Genomic DNA, 22,252 nt, shown 5'->3' on the forward strand with positions numbered 1-22,252 from the left:
CACACGCGAGGCCTTATTGTATCTGTTTGTCCCGTCCTGAAATCAGCGAGAGCTGACTTAACTCGAGAGCCATTCATCCAGTACTGCAATGAATTCAGGGTGGATAAGATAGCCTATTGAAGCGTGCGGGTTACTTTTTCCGTTACGGATATTGAGATTATAGATTGGGTAGATGTCTTTCATTCCGCCGGGTACTAAACCCAGTTCAAGCATCTCTTTATAGTCGTTTTTAATTTCACTGTCGTGAGAGATAAAATCATCTTCCGCCGATATGTTTATCCATTTTTGAATGTTTAAGGGATACTTTTTGTCACCTTTTAAGCGACTGCCTTTAAGCCTGTCTTTTACGTTTTCATCACCCAGTGGTGAACCGAGTGTAACCAATAAGTCGACCTTCTTGTCGGCGCCATAATCGTGTCTATATTCTCCGTAGTGAGATAACTTCCATAACACGTCATAACTGATCATCGAACCAAGACTGTGCGATACGATCATTACGTCATCTTGATTATCAAGCGCTTCCTTAAGTTCGACCATTAATCTATGCCGAACATCGCTACCAAAATAGGTATCTTCATTCCAATAGTGAGCCATATCTGGCGCGACCTTAGTAATGAGCGTCTCGGCTATCCCTAGTCTTCCAAATAACGATGAAAACGTATCTGCTAAAGCCTCCTTAAGAAAGCCCATTTTAGATACATCACCATACGTTGCTTCGTCGAACTGATGAGTTTGGTACTCTTTTAACTTCGCCAATGCCTGTTGGCGACTTAAAGGGTCTTCGGTTGGTTCTTCTAATAGTTTGTTTGAAAGCTCACCGTAGTAGACAAACCGCTTATCGACATTTCTAAAAGCTTGTAATGCGTTTGCGCCTCCACAGTCTCGATGCAAGCCATGCTCTATCGCATCGTACCAGAGCGCTTGAAGTGCTGCTTTGTCGGGCTTTTGAGCGCGACCGTGAATGAATATGATTTTCTTAGCCATAACAGGACGTCCTAGATTGCATAGTTAAAGTTATTTTTATCAATAGTAAGCACCTACTAGATTAGGTCAGACTCTATAAATAAGTGTGACTTAGGTTGCATAACTAGAGGGTGATTGATAAATCTTTTATATAACTATGAGACAGCCGTTTTAGGCGATTAATGAGTGAAAGATTCCGTCACGACTCGCAAATTGGTAATGAATGTACCGAGCAAAACCTTTCACACACAAAAAAGCCCCGCAAATGCGAGGCCTTAGTATCTATTTAGGGTTTCAACCGCCCTACTTCACTGTCTTTAATCCATTCGGGTAATGAAGGTTTGCTCATCATCGACAAACGCCACGTAGTCGCCGTGGTAGATGAACACGCGGCCACGCCCTTCAACAATACACGCTAGCTGCGGGTTCAAGTCTTCTACAAGGTCTTTACTTTGATAGGTACCGGTATCAGTGATAACGCCGCGAAGTGTCGGCAAAAAACCATAGCTGTGCTTGGCTTGGTCAATCAGGCTCAATTCACTGTTGATAGAGAAGTACGATGGGATTGGGCCAGCATCTTCGATAAACATCGGCTTCAATTCTTCAAAGGCGGTAATCACCAGCCAGTCGATGCCGTTTACATGATGGATAAACATAGTGGTTCTCGATATTTCTAATGCGGGGATTCTATCACTAACAAGGGGGGAGCGTGGGAGAAATTGAGTTTTCGAGAAGGAAATACTGACTCGCCTAATATGTACTAATTCAGTTTGACTGAACCATTCAAAGCCTCGTTCACTCCAGGCCTTCTTTTTTATCAACCAACTACAACTATTCAACACAACGATTTAATGCCTATGATCAACATGACATTAACCTCCCTAGGGTTTTCTAATATTGAGAATATTATCCACAAGATCAGCCCGAGCATATTGTACTTGATGGCGCAGCTTATCATCGGTTTGAAATGATGAGAAATACGGTAAAAGTACTATATATTGAGCTTAATTTCTTCCTTCTATACACCCGCAACTTGAATCCAATAGGGCTGCTTTGGAAAAGCGTAAATTAACAATGTTTGTTTCCCCTAAAAACAGTGTTCACCTCTGCTATCAAAAAGTCTTTTGACATTACGTTACCAAAAGTTTTTAGGCTTACTTGTATCGAGAATTACAAATAACTTTCAGATACTGACACCTACATCTTCAGTTTAACGGGGATACAAACATCGTTAGCAATTTAAATATTATAATTAGTGTGCTATTACTTTATTTTTCACTTCGTTCTTTCAAATAATTCAATAACTCATTGAAATGTTTCGTTCTAGGCTTATTTACGTTATATCTCTCCACAACTTTTTCAGCCACATCCCACTTATTAATGTTAGCCAAGTATGTGATATAACTTTCAGTTAACTCATAGTTATATGTAGTTTGAAGTAATAGCCTCTCATAAAGATTAATTATGAAACTTTTAGATTTATAACTACTTAGAGAAACGCAATCAGCATATCCAATTGCAAACAAACTAAATTCTCTTGAATCTGGGTTGTGTAAATTAAACCCCACCTTTGAAGCTATCGATAAAGATTCATCACAATATCGATTCTGTAGCAGCATGATGCTCATCGCATATGCATATTCTTCTACCTTATCACTTGGTGATTTCAAAAATGCCATATCCAACACAGGTAATATATCTGAATAATCCTGACCTGTATTAATCAAAGCAATAGCTTTAACATAATAACCAAGCTCATCTTTGTTATTTTTTTCAATATAATCATCAATTAAGTTTAGTACACTTTCATATTGCTCAGTCTTGATAAGATATTCGAGATCTTCTCTATCTGTTTCTTTTGAGCACGCTATAAGAAAGAACATGACGAAAACTGAGAGGTAGTGCTTGTATTTTATTATATTCACTTACCACACCTTTATCTTAAATTTAATAATATCAATAGTTTTATTTCTATTAAAACAAGTTTCCACTCTTACTCCTTTTGAATCTGGATCAACCTTAGATTACTAATAGCTGATCGTCTTCCCGAAACCATCCGGTTAACACTAACTCAATAAACACCTAATCCAAATTTTTTAACCTTAACATGTATTGACTCAACGTGCCCAATCTGACTGAAGTCAATCATGCAATTCCAACCCCTCGATGAATTAAATACCTTATAATCTGAAAACTCTAGCTCTTCTATTATGCCTAAACCTAGCTTTATTAACAGTAGATAAATTGTACCATCATGAGCTCTATTTTCATTTTCACTATTTTATATACTACTTATACTCCTTCTGAAGAAGTATATGTAGAGTCTGGTAACCTCTCAGTACCCATGATCGAGTTGATTAACTATATCCCAAACGGATTGCTGTCGAAAAAGGCTCCCCCCACAACAGACCAAAGCATGGCTTCTAAAGGTCGTCGCCCTCTTCGAACTGTTGCTACTCCGGGTTGTTCAAAACCTTTCTGAATAAGGTCTGGGCTAAGAATCTCAGAGTATTTATCAAAGTGATGTAAGGCATTACATGTCCGAAAAGTATTCGCAAACTAATTCTCTAAAGACATAAAGAAATCCGGTATTAGTTTCCTAATATCGCATTTTGAAGCTTTTTGATGATCGTTCAAATGATCTCACAAATTTCTTAACTGATCGGCATTACTCGAAATGCTAGGCCTTAGTTTTTCAATCAGCAGTTACAACCGCCCTACTTCACTGACTTCGCCGCTTTCATCAACTTCATGTCGAACTGCTGTCGTTGCTCTAGCATCGGGAAACGATCTGAGCTTTCAATGTAGTAAATGCTTTTAGCTTTTGTGTATTTCTGATTCGCTCCAGAGTCCATTACCGCTGAACTTTTCTTGCTAAAAAGGTAGAAAAGTTTATAGTATTTTTCAGGCAAAATTGAGAATCGATATGTCATTACAGAAAAAACAACCCAAGGTATCACTCAACATTAAAATCCGAACAGACTTAGATTTTCGCCTTAAACGAGCGAGAAAAGCAGCACGTGAGCAGGGCTTAATGTTCAACGTATCTCAAGAAGTTGAGAAGTTTCTTGAGAAGGAAGTAAAGAAAGTAGAACGCCAGTTATCAATCGATGAGGAGATAAAGAACAACCTCGAGGATCTTGGTGGGCTTAATATAGACAAAATGATGAAATCAATGGATTAGTCAAAGCACTAAGGTATTGATTAATTTGAATTTACACAATGACAAAACGTGGATATGATTATGGGCACAATAATTGGACTGTTAATTTTGGCTGGTATCAGTGTGTTCCTACAGCGTCAAACGGGACTTCATTTGCATGAGTGGATTGCAAAAAAATATAAAGAATCTCAAGACAGAAAGTAATGGGCTGTCACAGTGTGACAGACTCCATCGATTAGACTTAAAAGACTAAGGCCTCGCGCAAACGAGGCCTTAGTTTTATCCATAGAGTGATTACTTTCCAACAATCCAATAATCAAACCGCAATTTAATTTACAGCGTAGTGTTTTCTCGCTGCCTCAAGGATCTTGTTGGCTTCCACATCGTCGCCCCAGCCTTGCAGTTCCATGCCACCGTCTGGGCCTTTGTAGTTTTCAAACCAAAGGCCAACGATGTCTTGAACACCTGGGTAGGTATTGTTTAGCTCGTTTAGAGAAGTAACATCTTTAAATGGTGAATCGTTAGTGAGAACGGCCACGAGCTTGTCGTCTTGCTCGCCATCATCTAGCATTTTCATCACACCGATCAGACGTACAGGAACAACTTCACCACGTGGTACAGACTGACCAAGAACAATCACATCTAATGGGTCGCCATCACCACCAAGCTCTTTTGGTAGTGCAGTACGTGGGATTGAGCCGTAGTTACCTGGGTAACCAAGGTAGTTAACCACGCGTGGAGCGCCTTTTTTGTGTTCCCAGATAACTTGCTTGTCATTGTCTTTGCTTAGTTCCCACTTAGCAGAAGTCCCTGTTGGGATCTCTACAATTGCATTGACGATGCCATCAGCAGAAGCTGCAGGGTAATCATTAAAGCTTGAGTTTGCTTCAAGGGTAAATGAGTCTAATTGTTTTAATGCAGGAGCTGACGCCGCTGCTAAGTCATAGCTTAAACCGTTGGCGGTCGATGTGGTTTTGTAACGCAGCATGTAGTCAACCTTACCACGCTCTTTGAACAGTTTATCGAAGCCTTTTTGGTTGTATGCGCTAAACTGCCCCATCTGTTTAACCGAAAGATTTGAGCCACCAACGTTGTTCGTATCCATAGATAGGATATGGTTGCTGACCGCATTGACTGCCTTTGCGTAACCTTCGGTAGAATTCAGATCAAAGTCTGCTGCATCAATCGCTTTACGTACTTCTTTAGACCAGTAGAACTCTAAGAACGGGACAGGCTGACTTGGCTTATTCCAGCCCACATCACGAGAAAAGTACATCAGTGAGCGGTATTGATCGTTAGCGAAGTTGGTTAGCCCAAGAGAGGTTGGAAGTTGTTGATAGCTAATCGCTTCACCGTTGTTATCAAACAGCCATGTATTGCCGTCTTTTGCCATTTGGTTCCAGAACGCGTCCATGTTTTTGAGGTTGCGGTAATCTTTATCAACCACCACATTCACATTGAACGATGCGCCACCTTGAGACATGCGGTAGAACACATTGAACGTATGGTGACCGTCTGTCAGGTAGTATTCACCATTGGGTGCGATAACCACAGTCTTCATGTCTTTTTTACGTGCACCTGTTTCCGTTTCACAAGTGAAAGTCGAAGGAATATTCGGGTGTGCTTGGTCTTTGATGCTCACTACGCCTTTTTGGCCGTTGGCTTCACAGATTTCATCAAACATCTTTTCTTGGTCAAATTGGTAACGACCCAACTTGTACATAATTTGATCGTAACCCACAGATGGTTGAGTTGGTTTTAACTCATGGAGACTAAGTTTAATGACATCGCCTTCAGAGACATTACTTGCGTGAGTTGGTAAAGCGAAGATAGCCAGAGCGCCAATCGTGGCAACAAACCCAATTTTTTTCATAAGTCCTTCTATATACGTAACAAAATTTCATACGCTAAATTAATCTGCTACCGTGACATTAATATTTCACTTTAATAAAGAAGATGTTGCACTCGTTCTGTAGTGGTTGAACGATTAGTTACCATGCCCTGCTAAGTCCATAGTGATCACTTGGTACTGCTTTGAAGACTCACTCACTTGGTTTTGCCATAGCCTGCTGTCTAAGCTCCAACCGTGAGTGAAGATCGTCGCCGTCCCTCCCGCTCCCACTTTTTCACTATGCAATTTGCTCACCATCGTGAGATATCACGATACCGTATTTAAACGTTGAATCATGAGCCATGGCATTAATGCTACCAAGCGCCATGAATACCAAGAGCGTGATGTTTAGAATTAAGCGTTTCATAGTGTCTCACTACTTACTTTGGAGGGAACACAGAAAGTGCCCCTCTCAATCAATTTAGCCACTATAAAGTGTGAAGTTATAGACAGGTCAAGGGTGATTTAGATACAAAACTCTGTTGTTGTGGCTCGACCAATTCATTTTTGTCCCACAATCGTTCAGATCTAATACTCTACACATTTTCAGGGCGAGTATTTCCCCTACCAAAACTATTTCGATGGTATGTAACTTAAAACGCAATCTAGGCCTAAATGAAGTGGTGTAATGAGTTTAGCTGTAAGTTTTACCAAGTATCTAATTTTCAATTCATATAAAAATCATCAAAATAACTAGATTAATTCTTTTATTAATCTGTGGTTTCTTTCGCAGCTTCGCTGCGGTTTAGCAATGTCTATAGAATTATCTTGATACTTAGAAAGTACAAATGTATATTCTAAACAATCCTTTACGCGTTGGTTTTGTTGCAAACAGAACTTGTCGGGCGTATCGCCAGACAGTAATTTATTGTGGACATTTAGGGTTGCGCTTCAGCACTTTCCGCACGATCCTTCGTTCCTCAGGAGCGCACGAAAAGTCTTCAGCGCATCCTTTAGGTAAAGGTACTTATAAGGCAACCATTGGTTGCCTTATCTTTAATTAGCCATAGCTTATGTAGAAAATGACAGAAAACACATACAGCAGCGTTACAGAAACTATCTTTAGTGATCTCAATCATTCAAACTTTTCTGTCAACTTCAGTACCCCTCCTATTATTTTCGTCTGTGGCGGGCCTATGACTCAGGTTGCTGCAAGTGTGAGAGAAAGAGTTTTTACTTACTTCGCAAAAGACACTACAAGCAACATCACAGATCACCTAATTGCAGCAGAAGACTTTAAAGACTATTTTAAAGATGGTGCCTATGATGACCTTATGGAGTTTGAAGATGATATCGCTAGCATATCAACTCTTGTCGTAATATTTCTTGAGAGCGCCGGTTCACTTGTTGAGCTGGGGCTGTTTTGCAATCGAATTGAGCTCAAAGATAGATTGATAGTTTTTGTGCCTGCTGAAGAGCTTGAAGCTAAAGAAGATAATGAACCAGCATACTCTTCGTTCATTTATCTAGGTGCGATTCAGAGTCTTAAACGACGCAATGATACGTCCGTCATGATTTATCCGTGGGCAAATACCGAATCTATAAAATATGATGAGCTTGATTTTGTAGTAAGTGATATCAAAGATAAGTTGGCAAAAGTTAAAAAGACAGATAAGTTCGACGTGAAAAACTCAGGGCACATGTCTTATCTTATTCACGACATAATTCGTCTATGTGAGCCCATCAAACTAAGCGAAATAGAAATGGCTTTAATTTGCTTGGAAATCGATTACCCTACAAGAAATATCACTAAGTGCCTATATTTACTGGAAAAATTCAAGCTTGCTTCTCCCTATGAGTACAGTGGTTCTAAGTACTATTACGTCAATGACGAATCACTATCCAAAATAAAATTTGGTAAATCTAGAAAAGGGAAAGTACTCGATGCACCTAACTTGAAAATGGAAATCAGGAGTTCATTTAATCCTGTTTTTATGAAAACAGAAGATGAAAAAGAAATAGAAATTGCAAAGAAAAGATTTAATGCTCTAAAACGTATAGTTCAAATAAGGAAAGCCAATGACTAATCTATTTGAAACATTACAAGGGCAACTATCCCTTTCGGATGACGAACTGTTATCTTACCTTCATACAGTGCCTCTCCGCTACAAACGTTACTACATTGACAAGCGTAATAGCACTGAAAAAAGGCTAATAGCTCAACCTTCCAGAACAGTAAAGATACTCCAAAAGTATGTAGCTTCCGAGTTAGAAGAAGTTATCCCTGTTCATCAATCAGCTATGGCCTACTGTAAAGGCAGGGGAATAAAAGAGAATGCTAAGAAGCACGTACACTCTCGCTATCTGTTAAAAATGGACTTAAAGCGCTTCTTTGACTCCATTACCCCGACTATTCTTTCTGATGTAGTAATGAAGCACGGTATCGAATTGAGTGAAAAAGACTACATTCTCGTTAGTCAATTATTTTTTTGGAAACTAAGAAGAAACAGTCCACTGCGCTTGAGTATTGGAGCACCTAGCTCTCCATTTGTCTCAAACGCAATCATGTACTTCTTTGATGAAGAAATCTCAAAACACTGTGAAGAGCTTAATATCGTTTACACTCGTTATGCCGACGATATGACATTCAGCACCAATAAGAAAAATGTTTTATTTGAATTAGAACGCACTGTGGTCAAATTACTTAGATTGAACTTTGGAAAAAACATCAAGATTAACAAGGAAAAAACCGTACATTCTTCTAAAGCTCATAATCGACACGTTACTGGCGTCACGCTGTCAAACACGGGAAAACTATCTATAGGTAGAGAAAATAAGAGGAATATTAGGGTAAGTATCCATAGGTTCATTAACGGAAAAACTAATGATAAGGATGTGCAAACTCTAAAAGGAAGTTTAGGGTTTGCAAAACATATTGAACCGGAATTTGTAAAGAGCCTCGAAGATAGGTACGGTGTAGAAACCATCAAAAAGATCCAGACATTTGATATTTTACCATAGGATCTCATTGTGCCAGACCTATAACCTTAGACTGTTTTTGCAGTGGATAAGTGAGTTTGGCCACTTACTCAGAGTTTTTGCAATACCTAAGGTAATCCGCCAAATGCTATTTTAGTGAGGCATATAACACGTTGTTACCCAATAATGAGGTTAGCCCCCCCCCCTTATTCTTACCCAAAACAAAAAGGCCTCGCAATTGCGAGGCCTTTGGTTTTCTATCTATCAGAAGAGATTAGTCGCGAAGTGCTGCGCCGAATTTCTCTGAGATTGAAGCTACGATAGCATCTACTGAACCAGCGATGTCTGCATCTTCTAGTGTGCGCTCTACAGACTGTAGAGTCAGTGCGATAGCTAGGCTCTTCTTGCCTTCTTCTACGCCCTTACCTACGTAAACGTCGAACAGTTTAGCGTCTGTTAGGAATTCGCCACCAGCAGCGATACACGCTTCTACGATGTCGCCAGAAGCTACGGCTTCATCAACAACAACCGCGATATCACGACGGTTTGCAGGGAACTTAGATACTGCTACTGCTTCTGGAAGCACGCGAGTGTTGATAGCTGCCCATTCGATTTCGAATACGATAGTACGGCCGTTTAGACCAAACTTACGCTCTAGCTCTGGGTGAACAGTACCAATGATACCCACTTCTTTACCGTCTACTACGATAGCCGCAGTTTGACCTGGGTGAAGTGCTGGGTGCTTAGCTGCTTTGAAGCTGTAAGCTTTTTCGTTCGCTGTTAGCTCTAGAACTGCTTCTAGGTCGCCTTTCAGGTCGAAGAAGTCAACAGTGTTAGTTGCAACGTCCCAGTGCTCTTCACCGCGAGTACCAGAGATAACGCCCGCTAGCATCATTTCTTGACGCATGCCGTTTTCAGCTGATGCTTCTGGGATGAAACGTAGGCCAGATTCGAATAGACGAACGCGTGGCTGTTGACGCTTCTGGTTGTGAACAACAGTGTTTAGAAGACCTTGAATTAGGCCAAGACGCATTGCTGACATGTCCGCAGAGATTGGGAATGGCAGGATTAGCGGCTCAACATCTGGAACGATCAGTTTTTGCTGTTCTGGCTCTACGAAGCTGTAAGTGATTGCTTCGTGGTAGCCACGGTCTACAAGAAGATCACGAACGCGCTTAAGCGGTTGGTCAGCTTCTTTGTGGTCATTCATTTTAAGTGCCGCTTTAGGCGCTTGGTTTGGAATGTTATCGTAACCGTAGATACGACCTACTTCTTCAATTAGGTCTTGCTCGATTGCGATATCGAAACGCCAAGATGGAGACGTTGCCGTCCAACCTGCATCTGTAGTTTCCACTTCACAACCTAGACGAGTTAGGATTTCTACCACGTCTTCAGATGGGATTTCGTGACCTAGTAGGCTGTCTAGCTTAACGCGACGTAGAGCAACTACGTTTGCTTTTGGTAGATCAGCTTCAGATTCGCTGCCGTTTACTGGCGCAACTTCACCACCACAGATATCAACTAGAAGCTGTGTTGCACGCTCCATTGCCGCTGCTTGTAGTGTTGAATCAACACCACGCTCGAAACGTAGAGAAGAATCTGTGTGTAGGCCGTAAGCACGTGCGCGACCACGGATGTGATCCGGTGCGAAGAAGGCTGCTTCTAGAAGTACGTCTGTAGTTTCAGTTGTTACACCAGACTCTTCACCACCAAAGATACCAGCGATTGCTAGTGCTTTGTTGTGGTCAGCGATAACAAGCGTGTTGCTGTTTAGTTCAGCTTCGTTGCCATCTAGAAGTGTTAGTTTTTCGCCCTGCTCTGCTAGACGAACCACGATGCCACCTTCGATCTTAGCTAGATCAAATGCGTGCATTGGTTGGCCTTGCTCTAGCATCACGTAGTTTGTGATGTCTACAACTGGGTCGATTGAACGGATACCACAACGACGCAGTTTTTCTTGCATCCAGATTGGTGTTTCCGCTTTCACGTTTACGTTCTTAACCACACGGCCAAGGTAACGTGGACACGCATCAGTTGCTTTGATTTCAACAGATACTGTGTCTTCAATGCTTGTAGCAACAGCTTCAACTGCTGGCTCTGTAACGTCTGCGCGGTTTAGTACGCCAACTTCACGAGCAAGACCACGGATGCTGAAGCAGTCAGCGCGGTTCGCTGTTAGGTCTACGTCGATCGCAACGTCTTCTAGGTCTAGAAGTTCACGAACGTCCATACCTAGAGTTGTACCTTCTGGTAGCTCAAGGATGCCGTCAGACTCTACGTCGATACCTAGCTCAGAGAAAGAACAAAGCATGCCGTGCGATGGAACGCCACGTAGTTTTGCTTTCTTGATTTTGAAGTTACCAGGAAGTACTGCGCCAACTGTTGCTACTGCTACAGTTAGGCCAAGACGACAGTTAGATGCACCACAAACGATGTCTAAAAGCTCTTCTTCGCCGATATCAATTTTTGTAACTTGTAGTTTGTCTGCGTCTGGGTGCTGACCGCACTCAACCACTTTACCTACTTTAACGCCGGTGAATTCACCAGCAACAGGTTCTACATCGTCAACTTCCAAACCAGCCATAGTGATTTGGTGAGCTAGCTCTTCGCTGTTAATTGCAGGTTTAACCCACTCGCGTAGCCAAGATTCACTGAATTTCATAGTTTTGACTGCCCCGGATTACTTGAATTGTTTTAGGAAACGAAGGTCGTTCTCGAAGAACGCACGAAGGTCATTTACGCCGTAACGAAGCATTGTTAGACGCTCAACACCCATACCGAATGCGAAACCAGAGTATTTCTCAGGGTCGATGCCTACAGAGCGAAGTACGTTAGGGTGAACCATGCCACAACCTAGAACTTCTAGCCATTTGCCATCTTTACGTTTCACGTCAACTTCTGCTGAAGGCTCTGTGAATGGGAAGAATGAAGGACGGAAACGCACTTCTACTTCTTCTTCAAAGAAGTTACATAGGAAGTCGTTCAGAATACCTTTCAGCTGAGCAAAGTTTACGTTCTCATCTACCAGCATACCTTCCACTTGGTGGAACATTGGCGTGTGAGTTTGGTCGTAGTCGTTACGGTAAACACGGCCCGGAGCGATGAAACGGAAAGGAGGCTTGCCGTTTTCCATTGTACGGATTTGAACACCAGACGTGTGCGTACGTAGCATTAGGTCTGGGTTAAAGAAGAAGGTATCGTGGTCAGTACGAGCTGGGTGATCTTCTGCGATGTTTAGTGCATCAAAGTTGTGGAATGCATCTTCAATCTCAGGACCAGACTCAGTGTTAAAGCCTAGCTCACCAAAGAACTGTTCAATACGCTCAACTGTGCGTGTTACTGGGTGTAGACCACCGTTATCAATGCGACGACCTGGTAGGCTCACATCGATTGTCTCTTCTGCCAGTTTCGCTTCTAGCTCTGCACGTTGTAGTGCATCTTTGCGAGCTGCTATCGCTTGTTGAACAGCACCTTTCGCTTTGTTGATCTCTTGACCAGCAGTGCGACGCTCTTCAGGTGGTAGTTTACCTAGGCTTTGAAGCTGTGAAGTTAGTTCACCTTTCTTACCTAAATACTGAACTCGCACTTCATCAAGTGCGACTAACGAATCAGCGCTTTCAATCGCTGTCGTTGCATTAGCAATGATCTCTTCTAGATGTTGCATCGTTTCCTCATCTACCTTCTGGTAGTGTCCGTATCGGATGATTAGTTTTTTCGATAGCTACACATAGTAATCAAACCAGCTACTAATGCCAAATTGAATTGCCAAAAGAACAAGTTATTGACTAAAAACACGGCAACTTTAACGGGATATGAGTGAGAAGGATGAAGAAGTGGCACAAACAGAGGTACCACTCCTTAATTTAGAGGTGAGTTTCACTCGAAATTATAACTAAGTTACACCCGAGAGAATGAGCAAACGGTATTCCAGAACTGGAAGAAAATCAGGCCTGAATCTGAATCGAACACACGCTGTTTTTGCCCGCATCTTTCGCTAGGTAAACAGATTCATCGGCGGCCTTGATCAACTCACTCATCGATTCGAACTCTGGGGTTATTTCTGCCACACCGACACTAATACTGCCTACCCAAGCTTGATGACCGGTTTCAACCTTTAATTCAGACACTTTCTGACGAGCCGTTTCCGCGATGTACATCCCCCCTTTCAGGTCGGTATCCGGGCAAATCACCAAGAACTCATCGCCACCTAGCCGACATACAACATCGTCATTACGGAAGGTGTTTTTTAGCTCGCGTGCGAGGGTTTGCAATACCAAGTCACCAGCATCATGGCCACAGGTATCATTTATGCTCTTGAAGTGGTCAGCATCGATCATAATGCAAACCAAAGGTAGGCCAAGCTCTTGGGATTCTTGCCAATGCACTGCGAGCTGTTTAAACGCACAGCGACGATTAGGTAATTTGGTGAGCGAATCTGTTAACGACAGCTCTTCAAGTTTCTTATTTGCTCGTTTTAATTCAGCCGTGCGCTCTTCAACCTTATCTTCAAGTAACTGATTGAAGCGTAACAACTGTTTATTGCGCTCAGACACCTGTTCAAACAGACCTTTAAGTGCAGCTAATAAGGGAATGGTCGAAGAGTCTTGCTGCTTCTCTTCTGCTTCAAAGGCTTGTAGAGGTGTTGCGCCCTCTGCTATCGCTGCCATTTGTCGCGCCATGTTTTGGTCGATACCAAGGATATGATAGGCAAGCCAATGGATCAGAAAATCAAGTAACTGTCGTGCCGATGATTGATCTTCTTCTAAGATGAATGCTTGCATGCTGTAGATGTCTTGCATAAAAACACGATGCACCTTGATGTGCTCTTCGATGTGTTTTTCATGCACACCACGCTCTCTCATCAAACACTCTTCTTCCTTAAAGTGGAATTCGGCATAGCGCGTAAGATCGAGCAGAGCGACGTTAATGTCACCGATAGAAATCGTATTCTCCGATAACAGGTTGCCGTAGTGGTTGATAAAGCCAACAAGGTATTGATGTTGTTCGTCTACAGCATCAATACCTGTTTCAAAATTTTTATCCCAATTAAATGAATTCATAAGTCCCTTAGGGCCAATGCCGCCAGCATAATTTAAATGCATATCCGATCATTATAGGTGGTCAATTAACATAACCACCTTACCTTTAGGGCTATTTGATTTCTCGCCGATTTTATAAAAAGACGACCTTGATCGTTATAAACCGCAGTCCTAACCAAAATTGAGGCGTTTTGTTCAACAACAACGCCTCAATTAGCCAACATTAGAAGTAATACTCCAACGCCAGCTCAACAAAATCGTCCTTGCGAGCAAAGAACAACAAGTCTTCCGGCGTTTCGTTCTCGAACAACCAACCGTTCAATCGCCACTTAAAGTGGTTATTGATGCGGGCTGAGGCTTCTACGCGTGCACTGTAAACATCGCTGTTGTCTAAGTCTTGCGTCATGCCGACCAGAACTTCGGTGCCATCTTCATCGTTAAGCGCAAATCGCGTTCCAACAAACACATCGTTTTGCCCCACGTTTTGCGCGTTGTTGCCTCGGCTGTCATACAGATATTCTGCAAGAAAACCGATGTCCCAGTACGAATCTAACGCCCCTACCCAAGTGTATTCAAAGCCTGTAACTAACCCTGTGTGGTTATCGAAACTGTCTCGATAAACACTTTCTAACTTGAGTAGCCAGTCGCCAACAATACCTTGAACATCTAAACCAACGTGCTGCATTTGAGCGTAGTAAGGTTTGAGCTTGTTCCCTTCAAAGCGAAAGTATGGGTCGCGGTTGGTACCTGCTAAGTAGCTTAAGCCAACGTCCCAATCTCCGTACATTTGGCTATAACGCAGCGCGACATCGACATGTTTTTCTTCTCTCGAAGATTCATACAGCGCATCGTCAGAGACTGGGATGGTTGGTCGCAACCTTCCGTCCTCGCCCGCAAAGGTGCGCTCTCTGAAATACGGCAGTAGCATCGCATCCACGGTGCCCCAATCTTTAACAGACGTGAAATGCACCATGGGTTGGCCAAGTTTGGCTTCACCATCGACCGATTCAATGGCATCAGTCTGGTTCACTACATCCACCAAGTGTGCAGACTCTGTCACACCCCAGAACACTTTGCCGACACCGGCACGCAGTTCATAATCATCCCAATAAGTGAGGTACAACGCCTCTCGAATATCACCGTGGGTTCGCTCATCGTCTTGGCTGTCAAAGCGATAAAACGGGGTGAAGGTGAAGCTACCATTACCGTCTTGCTGTTCCCAATAGAGTTCAGGTTGCAGCACCAAAGAGGTTTGGTCTTTGCTCTGCCCTTGTAAGCCGTCACTGAAGAACTGGCGATGTTCTACGTTGACTTGCCCTGCCAGCTCAACCGAATGACACATCGAAGAGACACTCATTAAACCGAGTGTCGCGGCGATAGTCACCGCCAACTGCGAGCCTAGTAACACATTCCTTTTCATATCAATGCCCTACTTCGCTCGCTTAAGGGTATTTTTCTGGAAGTCGCGCTCTTCAAGTCCGTTCTGGAACACCAAATCTGTTGTCGTTAGGACGGTGCTTTTACCCGTTTGATGGTTTTGCATCGCCATAGTGTGAGCACGCCAGTACTGATTTAGGTACTGTTTGTAATCTTGGAACGACAAGGTTTTCAGCAGTGCACCTTTACGGTCGTAGAATTCAACTTTCATTGGGCGGTAATGCTCTTGGTCTAGCCACACTTTCTGCTTGGTGTAACCTGAGTTTTTGTCGGTTGGCACTTGCTCTAATACAAACGTGTCTAGTCCATCAAGTTTGGCGTCTTCCACATAGTTAAAGGTGTACTTTTCTAGCTCGAATGAACTCAAATCTTCGTAAGCAAACTCACTGCCCATAAACGGGCCTGACTTGTTACGTGAAGAGATACGTTTCACACGTTTTAGAGCTGGTAGATACAGCCATTGATCGTCTGGCTTGGTGATGTGCGAATGGTTGAGGAAAGCCGTGCCTTTTACATCTCGCGGTTGATCAAAGATGGTTAAGCCTTTATCGCCATCGTTATCAACCTCTAAAGATTTAAGGCGCATTAAGCGAGTGCTGCTCTCTCCTTGTTTGTTTTTAAGCAGCATCTCCATGGTCGCAACCGAATCGCCCCAGCCTGTATCTAGGCTTTTGCGTTTTTCTGCAATTTCTAGCCCTTTTGCAGAGTCAGCCAGGGCAGGTAAAGCCACAAATGTGCCTATGGTTAGCGCACCCATTGTTATCATTGACGTTATTAGTGTTTTCTTTGCTTTTGTTTTGTTAGCCATCGTTCTGTTACTGATAAAGTGTTTAAAGCTTTTCATAATGATCTCCTTGGTCAGCCCGCATCTACAGGCTGACATTTCCTTATTTGGTCGAAGTGGATAACTCGGCGGTTGGGTTTGCCTGTGTGGTAGCGGTTTGCTTTTTTGCGTCGCTCACGTAGTGGTTTTCTTTGTCGAAAATCATCAGCAAGATTGGTAGCAAAATGAAATCCACAACCAGTGCGATGAAGATAACAATGGCACTCAGTAAGCCCATGTCGGCGTTGAGTCTGAAACCAGATAGCGCGAGTACGCTAAAGCCAGCAACAAGCACCACTGTGGTGATCCACAATGCGCGACCAACGGTGTGGAAGGCGTAACGCACCGCCTGTTCAGCTGATTGGCCTTCTTTGCGAGCACGCTGGTATTTACTTAGGAAGTGCACCGCATCATCAACCACGATACCCAAAGTAAGCGTGACTACGACTGACAAACCAAGATTGATTTCGCCCGAGATAAGCGCCCACAAACCAAAGCCAATGATCGCTGGTGCAATGTTTGGTACTAGGCTAATCACGCCTAAGCGAACCGAACGCAGAGCGAAGATCATCAGCGCAGAGATAAGCACTAGCGTGATTGGCAAGGTAGAAAGCATGCTCGCCATGTTGGTTTCACCGATGTGAGCAAACATTAGAGATGGGCTAGACGCGACCACTTCATATTGAGGTGCATTGGCTGCGAACCATGCGTAGATGCGCTCTTCAAGCTCCACCAGCTCCACACTGCCGAGGTTGTCGACGGTGAGTACCATTTTGATCGAGGATTTATCGACGTTTATCTGGTTGTTTAGGTCTAGCCCGTAAGGCAGAGACATCTCGTAAAGAAGCAGATATTGCGCCGCGAGTTCACGATCGAGTGGCAGTTGGTAATAACTAGGATCATCACCATGCATGTTCTTATTCAGACGCTTATAAACGTCTGACAGTGTCGCGACATGGTCGGTTTCTGGCTGAACGCGTAACCACTCCGTAAAGTCGCCTATCGCTTGCAAGAACACAGGGTCAGCAATGCCTTGAGACTCGTTGGTTTTTATCGCGATACTTAGGTTGGTCATGCCACTGATGGTCTGTTCCATAAAGTCAGCAGCTTGGCGAAACTCGTTTGAGGTATCAAAGTACTTCACCGATTCATCGTTGACTTTGTTAAGTGGAATCAAGGCCGCAGCAACCACTATCACTAGCGTAGAAACTGGTAGCAAGGCTTTACGATTGTTCACCACGAAATCGCCCAGCTTATCCATGAAGGTCACTTTTTCAGACTCAGTAGTGGTTGGCGCAAGGCGTTTCACCGGCAGCAGGTTAAGCAGCGCAGGCAGCAGAGAGACTGACAGCAAGCAAGCGATCATCACACCCAGTGCAGACAAGTTACCGAAGTCACGCAGTACTGGAGAATCCGACATATTCATCATCAAGAAACCAATCGCAGTGGTGACTGACGTAATTAGAATCGGAATGAAGTTAAGCTTGATACTGTATTTAATCGCTTCGGCTTTGGTCAGTCCGCGCTGCATAGCTTGGCGCATGGTCACAATCACGTGTACACAGTCAGCCACCGCTAGGGTTAACACCAATGTTGGAACATTCACGGTTGCGGTACTTAAGAACATACCAGCCCAACCAGACAAGCCCATGGTCGCGAGAATCGAGGAGATGATCACCACAAGGGTTGCAACAACGCTAAAGAACGAACGCAGCATAAAGGTAAGGAACACCAACACCACTAACAGCATTAATGGCACTAGCGTTGAGCTGTCCTCTTGAGCGGAAGTCATAAAAGCGTTGTTCATGGCGATGATGCCCGCTTTATGGAATTCAACATTCGGATACTGAGCTTGGTACTTGTCGATCATGGCATTAATAGCCACGATAACTTCTTGTACTTCCGCAGTTTTATCCACTTCTGGCAACTGCACGGTCACATTAACAATCGTTACATCGCCAGAGGCCGACACCAATGCATTCTTGAGGAGTGGCTCGTTGAGGGCAATCTGTTTTACTTTGGCGATTCGCTCTGGCGTGTGCTCATACTCTTCATACAGGAGGTCTTCGACCAATAGGTCATCTTCAAACGCTTCGGTATGTTGATAGTTAGCGATAGAATCGACACGACTAGAGTATGGGATCTGCCATGAGTCGACAGTGAGGTTTTGAATCAGAGTGAGAGTCTCTGGAGTGAAGACATTGCCATCGTCTGGGGCGATCACAATGGAAAGGTTGTCTGTTTTGGCGAAGGTGGTTTGAATCTCGTCAAACGCCATCAACTGTTTGTTGGTTCCTTCAAAGAAGATGTTGTAGTCACCTCTGAAATAGAGGTTTTTGGCACCGAACGTCGCAACGGCGATCACCGCTAACACTACGAACAGCGTTATAAACGAGCGTTGGGTGGGTAAAGTATACCAAGCACTCTGTGTTTCTGATGGTTGATTTTGGGGTTCCATCACAGCCTCCATATGTGACGATTCGTCATAAATGTATATTTAAAAACCAGCAATTCGCTGGCAAACATACAAAATGAGGTCAAAACTAAGAACTGACTCGCTTCTACTCAAATCAGCTCATTTTTTTGACGATTCGTCACTAATGGTGCTAAAACAACCCACATTAGTGGGCTGAATCTACTTAACGACCAACAGATTCTAGGTAGGCGACTTCTTCACTGAACAACTCTTGCTCTACTCGGCGCCAGGTCTTTTTATAATCCCATTCCGAAGAGAGCGGCTTCCAGTTCAAGCCATCTAAAAGCATATTGGCATTATGCAACACTGAATATGGGTCTTGGATTCGTTTAATACAGTGGCTGTTGGATGCATTTTGGTTCAAGGCATTAGAACCAAAAGCGATCGACCAGTTTGCAAAAACAATAGCATCAGAACCAATTCCAGAAGAGAACTTCAGGTCCCCCGCTTCAACAGCGCGGTTTACCAACTCATCGGCATGCTGAATCACCATCTCTTCGAGTTGATTGAGCTCTTGCACTCTTGTTGGCGAGGCCTTCTCTAGTATCCAAGGGCTCTTAGCCATAATTGCACAGGTTGACAGTACTGGCTCCATGCGTGCATAGATTCGGTATGCAACGTGCAGTGCCATTACTTTTTCACGGCTTGTGCCTTCAAACTCTCCAGAGCGCGCAAATAACATCGCCTCTGTTTTAAGTGAATGAATACACAGGGCTAAAACAACGTCTTCTTTACTGCAAAAATGATTGTATATCGTCCCTTTCGAGTAAGAGCTCGCAGCGGTTAACTTATCCATTGTTAAGTTACCAAAGCCCTGCTCTCTAACGATATCCCTTGCCAACAACATAAGCTCTACCTCGCGTTCTGCGATCGCTTGTTGTTTCTTAGTCATGCCCGAGATGCACCCTAGCATTCCTTTTATTTCATCTTTGCAACCTAAGCCAAACTTCATGTTTAGTCCGTACCTTAACTCAGCCTGTATACAGGCGTGGTCTGTTTTAAACCTTGTCTGTATTAAACAATACTCCTACTCAATATAATAACATGAATCCCATAATCATGTACGCTGCCATTTTGTGACGCTTCGTCATTTTTGACTTATCGTCATAATAGCTCAACTATTGATCAAATCAAGTCTCATTTATAAATTTATTCGACTGATGAATCATTTCTAACCATTACTCAACCAAGCTCATACATTTTCAATACCTTACGTGACGAACTGTTCACTCTGGGATCGTTATGGTTCTTAAATAGGTCGTTATGATTCTTAAATACGTCTTTTGGAAATAGAGGTGGAGTGTTGAATGCTCAGCAATGCTTAATATTTGTTTAGCTGACATTGATTTAGCTGAAGTTGCTATAAATTCCGGTGTGGGTGGCTTACAATGGGAACATGAGTTGTACTTTATCAAGAGCATCATTTTGAGCGCTAAATTTACCTATCTTACTTGGAAAATTAATACCAGCAGCCCAGCTGAAAAGTTGGTGATGCTTTTACTCGCGGACAATGCCGATGATGAAGGCTACGCAACGATTGAACTTAACAAGGCTTCTACGCTGACGGCTCTATCTGTTTTTGGATTAGCGGACTGCTTAAAAGCCCTAGTCGACAATGGTTGGCTAGATAAAGTGAAAGTCGAGCGCAGAGACAACCAAGAAATTCACGTGTTTAAGATGCTGCTGGAACAAGAGCAACCTGCACAACAGGTCAACTCCATTCCAGTTTATTCACCTGCACCTGCACCTGCACCTGCACCTGCACCTGCACCGAAATATCAGCCTGCTCCAGCGCCAATGCAAGTGATGTCGACTTCCCCTCGCCCACAAAGCCGCGGGGGAATGAATGGCAACACAATTTCAACTCACGATCTGGATGAAGAGAACATTCCATCGTGGGCTGAACGTGCGTTTAAGTTTTCCGGATTGTCCGGTGACCATAATCTAATATGGAAGAAGTTTGTCCTTTGGTACAAAGCCAAAGCCAATGAATTAATGCCAATATCTCGAATTGAATCTAAGTTGCAGTACTGGCTAGTTAACGAGAAGCAAAATGAAAGACAACAACCGAAAACCGCTCAATATTCAGGAACTTCAGGACAAACTCAAGGAAATGGGTATCGACAAAAGCTTAGCCCATCTGAGCGCTTCAGGCAGCAACTCATCCAGAAAGGCAAAAAGCCAACTTTCTGATCCTGAGCCTGCTGTTGTTCCAGAAGTTTTACCGGTCGCTGCTTCGCCATCAGTACCGGTTGTTGAGTCCAATACAGGCTCAAATCAGCAAGTGCCCGTCGTTGACCAAGATCCGGCTGAGCTAGAGCTGTCTGACTGGTGCATCCATGTATTTGGTTCATTCTTAAGCGTGTATGAAACGCAGTGGGAATACCAATACGGCAGTGAGCCAAGCGGTAAGTTTATTGAATTCGCTAATACCATCGACTCTGACGGCTTAAACCGCGTGCTGATGCACTGTCATGAGCGTATTCAACTGGGTAACAGCTGGCCGCCACAAATGGGTGAGCTGTGGATCCTAAAAGATTCACTGACAGAAGAAGAGCTATTGGATAGCCGCATTCGCGTGTTATCTCGTACTGCTATCAACCCAATTGAAAAGTGGCTGATTCAAAACAAACTCTACGACTTGAAACGCACAGCTGAAAACAAGCTTGATGCCCTATTCAAGAAGTACTATTTGGAAGCAAAAAGACTTGATGAGAAAGGCATGCTTCATACTGAACTACCACAACATTTGCTGGCTGCGAACTCAGTGAAGAACCTCAACGACTTGAAACGTGAAGAGTATGAAGAGAAGCACGGTAAAGCGCTGAACCCGAGAATCCAACAGATTCTAGACAGTAAAAAGTCTCGCTAAACTAGTTAGTTGCAATAGAGCTAGCTATTCGCAATAAACTCGCTACTAAAAGCCCAAATACAAAAACGCCAGCAATTACGCTGGCGTTTTTATTAATTCGTTGTTTTTGGTGCGATTCAAATCGAAAGCGCCAAAATGACGACTCACTGCTTTAGAAAAATCTTACAGTAGGTGGATTGTCGCGTTTAGCGTGAATACACCTGAGTCATCGTCTTTCATCTTGAAGTTCTGGTAGCTTGCACCAACAGATACTGGGCCAAAGATGAAGTACTCTGCACCAACACCGTACATGATATCAACGTCGTCTTGCTTAAATGTTTCGCCCTTCAGCTCGTAAGAGTGCAGACCGCCTTTCGCGTAAACGTGTAGAGGGCCGAAGTCGATGCTTGGCTTAATAGCAAGGTAAGCTGTTGATGCGTCAATGTCTTGAGCAGTGCGGTTGCCGTATTTAGTGTTGCTGAAAGAACCTAGATCCCAGTAACCTGCTTCTACACCGATGATAGGTAGAATACCTGTACCCACGTGGATACCCACCGCTGATTCGCTCTCGTCAGCAAATGAGTTTTGACCACCCATTACACCACCGTATAACCATGAATCAGCCATCGCTGTTGAAGATGCACCTAGCAGAGCTAGCGCTAATAACGTTTTTTTCATACTTGACCTTCT

Annotated in this window: 19 protein-coding genes and 2 pseudogenes; 6 read left to right on the top strand and 15 right to left on the bottom strand. The window is 43.4% G+C overall.

What is annotated here, in order from left to right; translation table 11 throughout:
* Positions 1–57 precede the first annotated feature (57 nt).
* Both AC6R05_RS14375 and AC6R05_RS14380 read right to left on the bottom strand, forming a co-directional pair.
* Positions 58–984 (bottom strand): hypothetical protein, encoded by a 927-nt coding sequence (locus AC6R05_RS14375; RefSeq protein ID WP_500647790.1) that lies wholly within the window; start codon positions 982–984, stop codon positions 58–60.
* A gap of 296 nt (positions 985–1,280) precedes the next feature.
* On the bottom strand, positions 1,281–1,619 hold the full coding sequence (locus tag AC6R05_RS14380; RefSeq protein ID WP_500647791.1) for a cytosolic protein: 339 nt from the start codon (positions 1,617–1,619) through the stop codon (positions 1,281–1,283).
* Positions 1,620–1,864: 245 nt separating this feature from the next.
* On the opposite strand from AC6R05_RS14380, the pseudogene AC6R05_RS14385 reads away from it, so the two are divergent.
* Positions 1,865–2,177: pseudogene (locus tag AC6R05_RS14385) on the top strand (IS630 family transposase); the annotation flags it as partial.
* Between the two features lie 54 nt (positions 2,178–2,231).
* Here the strand turns inward: AC6R05_RS14385 and AC6R05_RS14390 are convergent.
* From AC6R05_RS14390 to AC6R05_RS14400, 3 genes are all read right to left on the bottom strand, one after another.
* The gene (locus AC6R05_RS14390; RefSeq protein WP_500647792.1) at positions 2,232–2,888 is read right to left on the bottom strand and encodes a hypothetical protein; all 657 of its coding nucleotides are present in this window, start codon (positions 2,886–2,888) and stop codon (positions 2,232–2,234) included.
* Between the two features lie 436 nt (positions 2,889–3,324).
* Positions 3,325–3,465, bottom strand: coding sequence for a transposase domain-containing protein (locus AC6R05_RS14395; protein ID WP_500647944.1), 141 nt, complete (start codon positions 3,463–3,465; stop codon positions 3,325–3,327).
* Positions 3,466–3,680: 215 nt separating this feature from the next.
* Positions 3,681–3,818 (bottom strand): hypothetical protein, encoded by a 138-nt coding sequence (locus AC6R05_RS14400; protein WP_500647793.1) that lies wholly within the window; start codon positions 3,816–3,818, stop codon positions 3,681–3,683.
* A 71-nt stretch (positions 3,819–3,889) separates the two neighbouring features.
* Between AC6R05_RS14400 and AC6R05_RS14405 the strand changes: the two genes are divergently transcribed.
* Positions 3,890–4,147, top strand: a complete 258-nt coding sequence (locus AC6R05_RS14405) for a hypothetical protein (RefSeq protein WP_500647794.1) — start codon at positions 3,890–3,892, stop codon at positions 4,145–4,147.
* A 307-nt stretch (positions 4,148–4,454) separates the two neighbouring features.
* On the opposite strand, the gene AC6R05_RS14410 is transcribed toward AC6R05_RS14405, so the two are convergent.
* Positions 4,455–5,999, bottom strand: coding sequence for a ParB-like protein (locus AC6R05_RS14410; protein ID WP_500647795.1), 1,545 nt, complete (start codon positions 5,997–5,999; stop codon positions 4,455–4,457).
* Positions 6,000–6,116: 117 nt separating this feature from the next.
* Positions 6,117–6,384 (bottom strand): annotated as a pseudogene (locus tag AC6R05_RS14415) (alpha/beta fold hydrolase); the annotation flags it as partial.
* A gap of 655 nt (positions 6,385–7,039) precedes the next feature.
* Between AC6R05_RS14415 and AC6R05_RS14420 the strand changes: the two are divergent.
* Positions 7,040–8,044: a retron St85 family effector protein gene (locus AC6R05_RS14420; RefSeq protein WP_500647796.1), complete on the top strand. Its 1,005-nt coding sequence runs from the start codon at positions 7,040–7,042 to the stop codon at positions 8,042–8,044.
* Complete coding sequence (locus tag AC6R05_RS14425) at positions 8,037–8,978, top strand: retron St85 family RNA-directed DNA polymerase (protein WP_500647797.1); 942 nt, start codon at positions 8,037–8,039, stop codon at positions 8,976–8,978. Before AC6R05_RS14420 ends, AC6R05_RS14425 begins: the two co-directional genes overlap by 8 nt.
* Before the next feature lie 232 nt (positions 8,979–9,210).
* Here the strand turns inward: AC6R05_RS14425 and pheT are convergent, their stop codons facing one another.
* The 7 genes from pheT to AC6R05_RS14460 form a co-directional block, all read right to left on the bottom strand.
* Positions 9,211–11,598, bottom strand: a complete 2,388-nt coding sequence (pheT, locus tag AC6R05_RS14430) for a phenylalanine--tRNA ligase subunit beta (protein ID WP_500647798.1) — start codon at positions 11,596–11,598, stop codon at positions 9,211–9,213.
* An 18-nt stretch (positions 11,599–11,616) separates the two neighbouring features.
* Positions 11,617–12,600, bottom strand: a complete 984-nt coding sequence (pheS, locus tag AC6R05_RS14435) for a phenylalanine--tRNA ligase subunit alpha (RefSeq protein WP_500647799.1) — start codon at positions 12,598–12,600, stop codon at positions 11,617–11,619.
* Between the two features lie 280 nt (positions 12,601–12,880).
* Positions 12,881–13,996 carry a GGDEF domain-containing protein gene (locus AC6R05_RS14440; protein ID WP_500647945.1) on the bottom strand — a complete coding sequence of 372 codons (1,116 nt, stop codon included), beginning with the start codon at positions 13,994–13,996 and terminating at the stop codon, positions 12,881–12,883.
* A gap of 202 nt (positions 13,997–14,198) precedes the next feature.
* Positions 14,199–15,395, bottom strand: a complete 1,197-nt coding sequence (locus AC6R05_RS14445) for a hypothetical protein (protein WP_331441816.1) — start codon at positions 15,393–15,395, stop codon at positions 14,199–14,201.
* Positions 15,396–15,404: 9 nt separating this feature from the next.
* Positions 15,405–16,178: an outer membrane lipoprotein-sorting protein gene (locus tag AC6R05_RS14450; protein ID WP_500647946.1), complete on the bottom strand. Its 774-nt coding sequence runs from the start codon at positions 16,176–16,178 to the stop codon at positions 15,405–15,407.
* Between the two features lie 121 nt (positions 16,179–16,299).
* Positions 16,300–18,693 carry an efflux RND transporter permease subunit gene (locus AC6R05_RS14455; protein ID WP_500647800.1) on the bottom strand — a complete coding sequence of 798 codons (2,394 nt, stop codon included), beginning with the start codon at positions 18,691–18,693 and terminating at the stop codon, positions 16,300–16,302.
* 181 nt (positions 18,694–18,874) lie between these two features.
* The gene (locus AC6R05_RS14460; RefSeq protein WP_032548792.1) at positions 18,875–19,663 is read right to left on the bottom strand and encodes a TetR/AcrR family transcriptional regulator; all 789 of its coding nucleotides are present in this window, start codon (positions 19,661–19,663) and stop codon (positions 18,875–18,877) included.
* A 473-nt stretch (positions 19,664–20,136) separates the two neighbouring features.
* Here AC6R05_RS14460 and AC6R05_RS14465 point away from each other — a divergent pair, with 473 nt between their 5' ends.
* Together AC6R05_RS14465 and AC6R05_RS14470 are read left to right on the top strand one after the other, a co-directional pair.
* Positions 20,137–20,904, top strand: coding sequence for a hypothetical protein (locus AC6R05_RS14465; RefSeq protein ID WP_150895939.1), 768 nt, complete (start codon positions 20,137–20,139; stop codon positions 20,902–20,904).
* A complete protein-coding gene (locus AC6R05_RS14470; RefSeq protein WP_150872786.1) occupies positions 20,825–21,583 on the top strand; it encodes a hypothetical protein in 759 nt (252 codons plus the stop codon). The genes AC6R05_RS14465 and AC6R05_RS14470 overlap by 80 nt, the downstream gene beginning before the upstream one ends.
* A 162-nt stretch (positions 21,584–21,745) precedes the next feature.
* On the opposite strand, the gene AC6R05_RS14475 is transcribed toward AC6R05_RS14470, so the two are convergent.
* Positions 21,746–22,240: an outer membrane beta-barrel protein gene (locus AC6R05_RS14475; RefSeq protein WP_150872788.1), complete on the bottom strand. Its 495-nt coding sequence runs from the start codon at positions 22,238–22,240 to the stop codon at positions 21,746–21,748.
* Positions 22,241–22,252: the final 12 nt, after the last annotated feature.

The organism is Vibrio sp. R11-SG3-ISO9 (genome assembly GCF_059834255.1).

Coding starts and splice junctions, on each gene's coding strand:
- AC6R05_RS14375 (WP_500647790.1), bottom strand. CDS start 984: ATGGCTAAGAAAATCATATTCATTCACGGTCGCGCTCAAAAGCCCGAC.
- AC6R05_RS14380 (WP_500647791.1), bottom strand. CDS start 1,619: ATGTTTATCCATCATGTAAACGGCATCGACTGGCTGGTGATTACCGCC.
- AC6R05_RS14400 (WP_500647793.1), bottom strand. CDS start 3,818: ATGGACTCTGGAGCGAATCAGAAATACACAAAAGCTAAAAGCATTTAC.
- AC6R05_RS14405 (WP_500647794.1), top strand. CDS start 3,890: ATGTCATTACAGAAAAAACAACCCAAGGTATCACTCAACATTAAAATC.
- AC6R05_RS14410 (WP_500647795.1), bottom strand. CDS start 5,999: ATGAAAAAAATTGGGTTTGTTGCCACGATTGGCGCTCTGGCTATCTTC.
- AC6R05_RS14420 (WP_500647796.1), top strand. CDS start 7,040: ATGACAGAAAACACATACAGCAGCGTTACAGAAACTATCTTTAGTGAT.
- AC6R05_RS14425 (WP_500647797.1), top strand. CDS start 8,037: ATGACTAATCTATTTGAAACATTACAAGGGCAACTATCCCTTTCGGAT.
- pheT (WP_500647798.1), bottom strand. CDS start 11,598: ATGAAATTCAGTGAATCTTGGCTACGCGAGTGGGTTAAACCTGCAATT.
- pheS (WP_500647799.1), bottom strand. CDS start 12,600: ATGCAACATCTAGAAGAGATCATTGCTAATGCAACGACAGCGATTGAA.
- AC6R05_RS14440 (WP_500647945.1), bottom strand. CDS start 13,996: ATGAATTCATTTAATTGGGATAAAAATTTTGAAACAGGTATTGATGCT.
- AC6R05_RS14445 (WP_331441816.1), bottom strand. CDS start 15,395: ATGAAAAGGAATGTGTTACTAGGCTCGCAGTTGGCGGTGACTATCGCC.
- AC6R05_RS14450 (WP_500647946.1), bottom strand. CDS start 16,178: ATGATAACAATGGGTGCGCTAACCATAGGCACATTTGTGGCTTTACCT.
- AC6R05_RS14455 (WP_500647800.1), bottom strand. CDS start 18,693: ATGGAACCCCAAAATCAACCATCAGAAACACAGAGTGCTTGGTATACT.
- AC6R05_RS14460 (WP_032548792.1), bottom strand. CDS start 19,663: ATGAAGTTTGGCTTAGGTTGCAAAGATGAAATAAAAGGAATGCTAGGG.
- AC6R05_RS14470 (WP_150872786.1), top strand. CDS start 20,825: ATGGGTATCGACAAAAGCTTAGCCCATCTGAGCGCTTCAGGCAGCAAC.
- AC6R05_RS14475 (WP_150872788.1), bottom strand. CDS start 22,240: ATGAAAAAAACGTTATTAGCGCTAGCTCTGCTAGGTGCATCTTCAACA.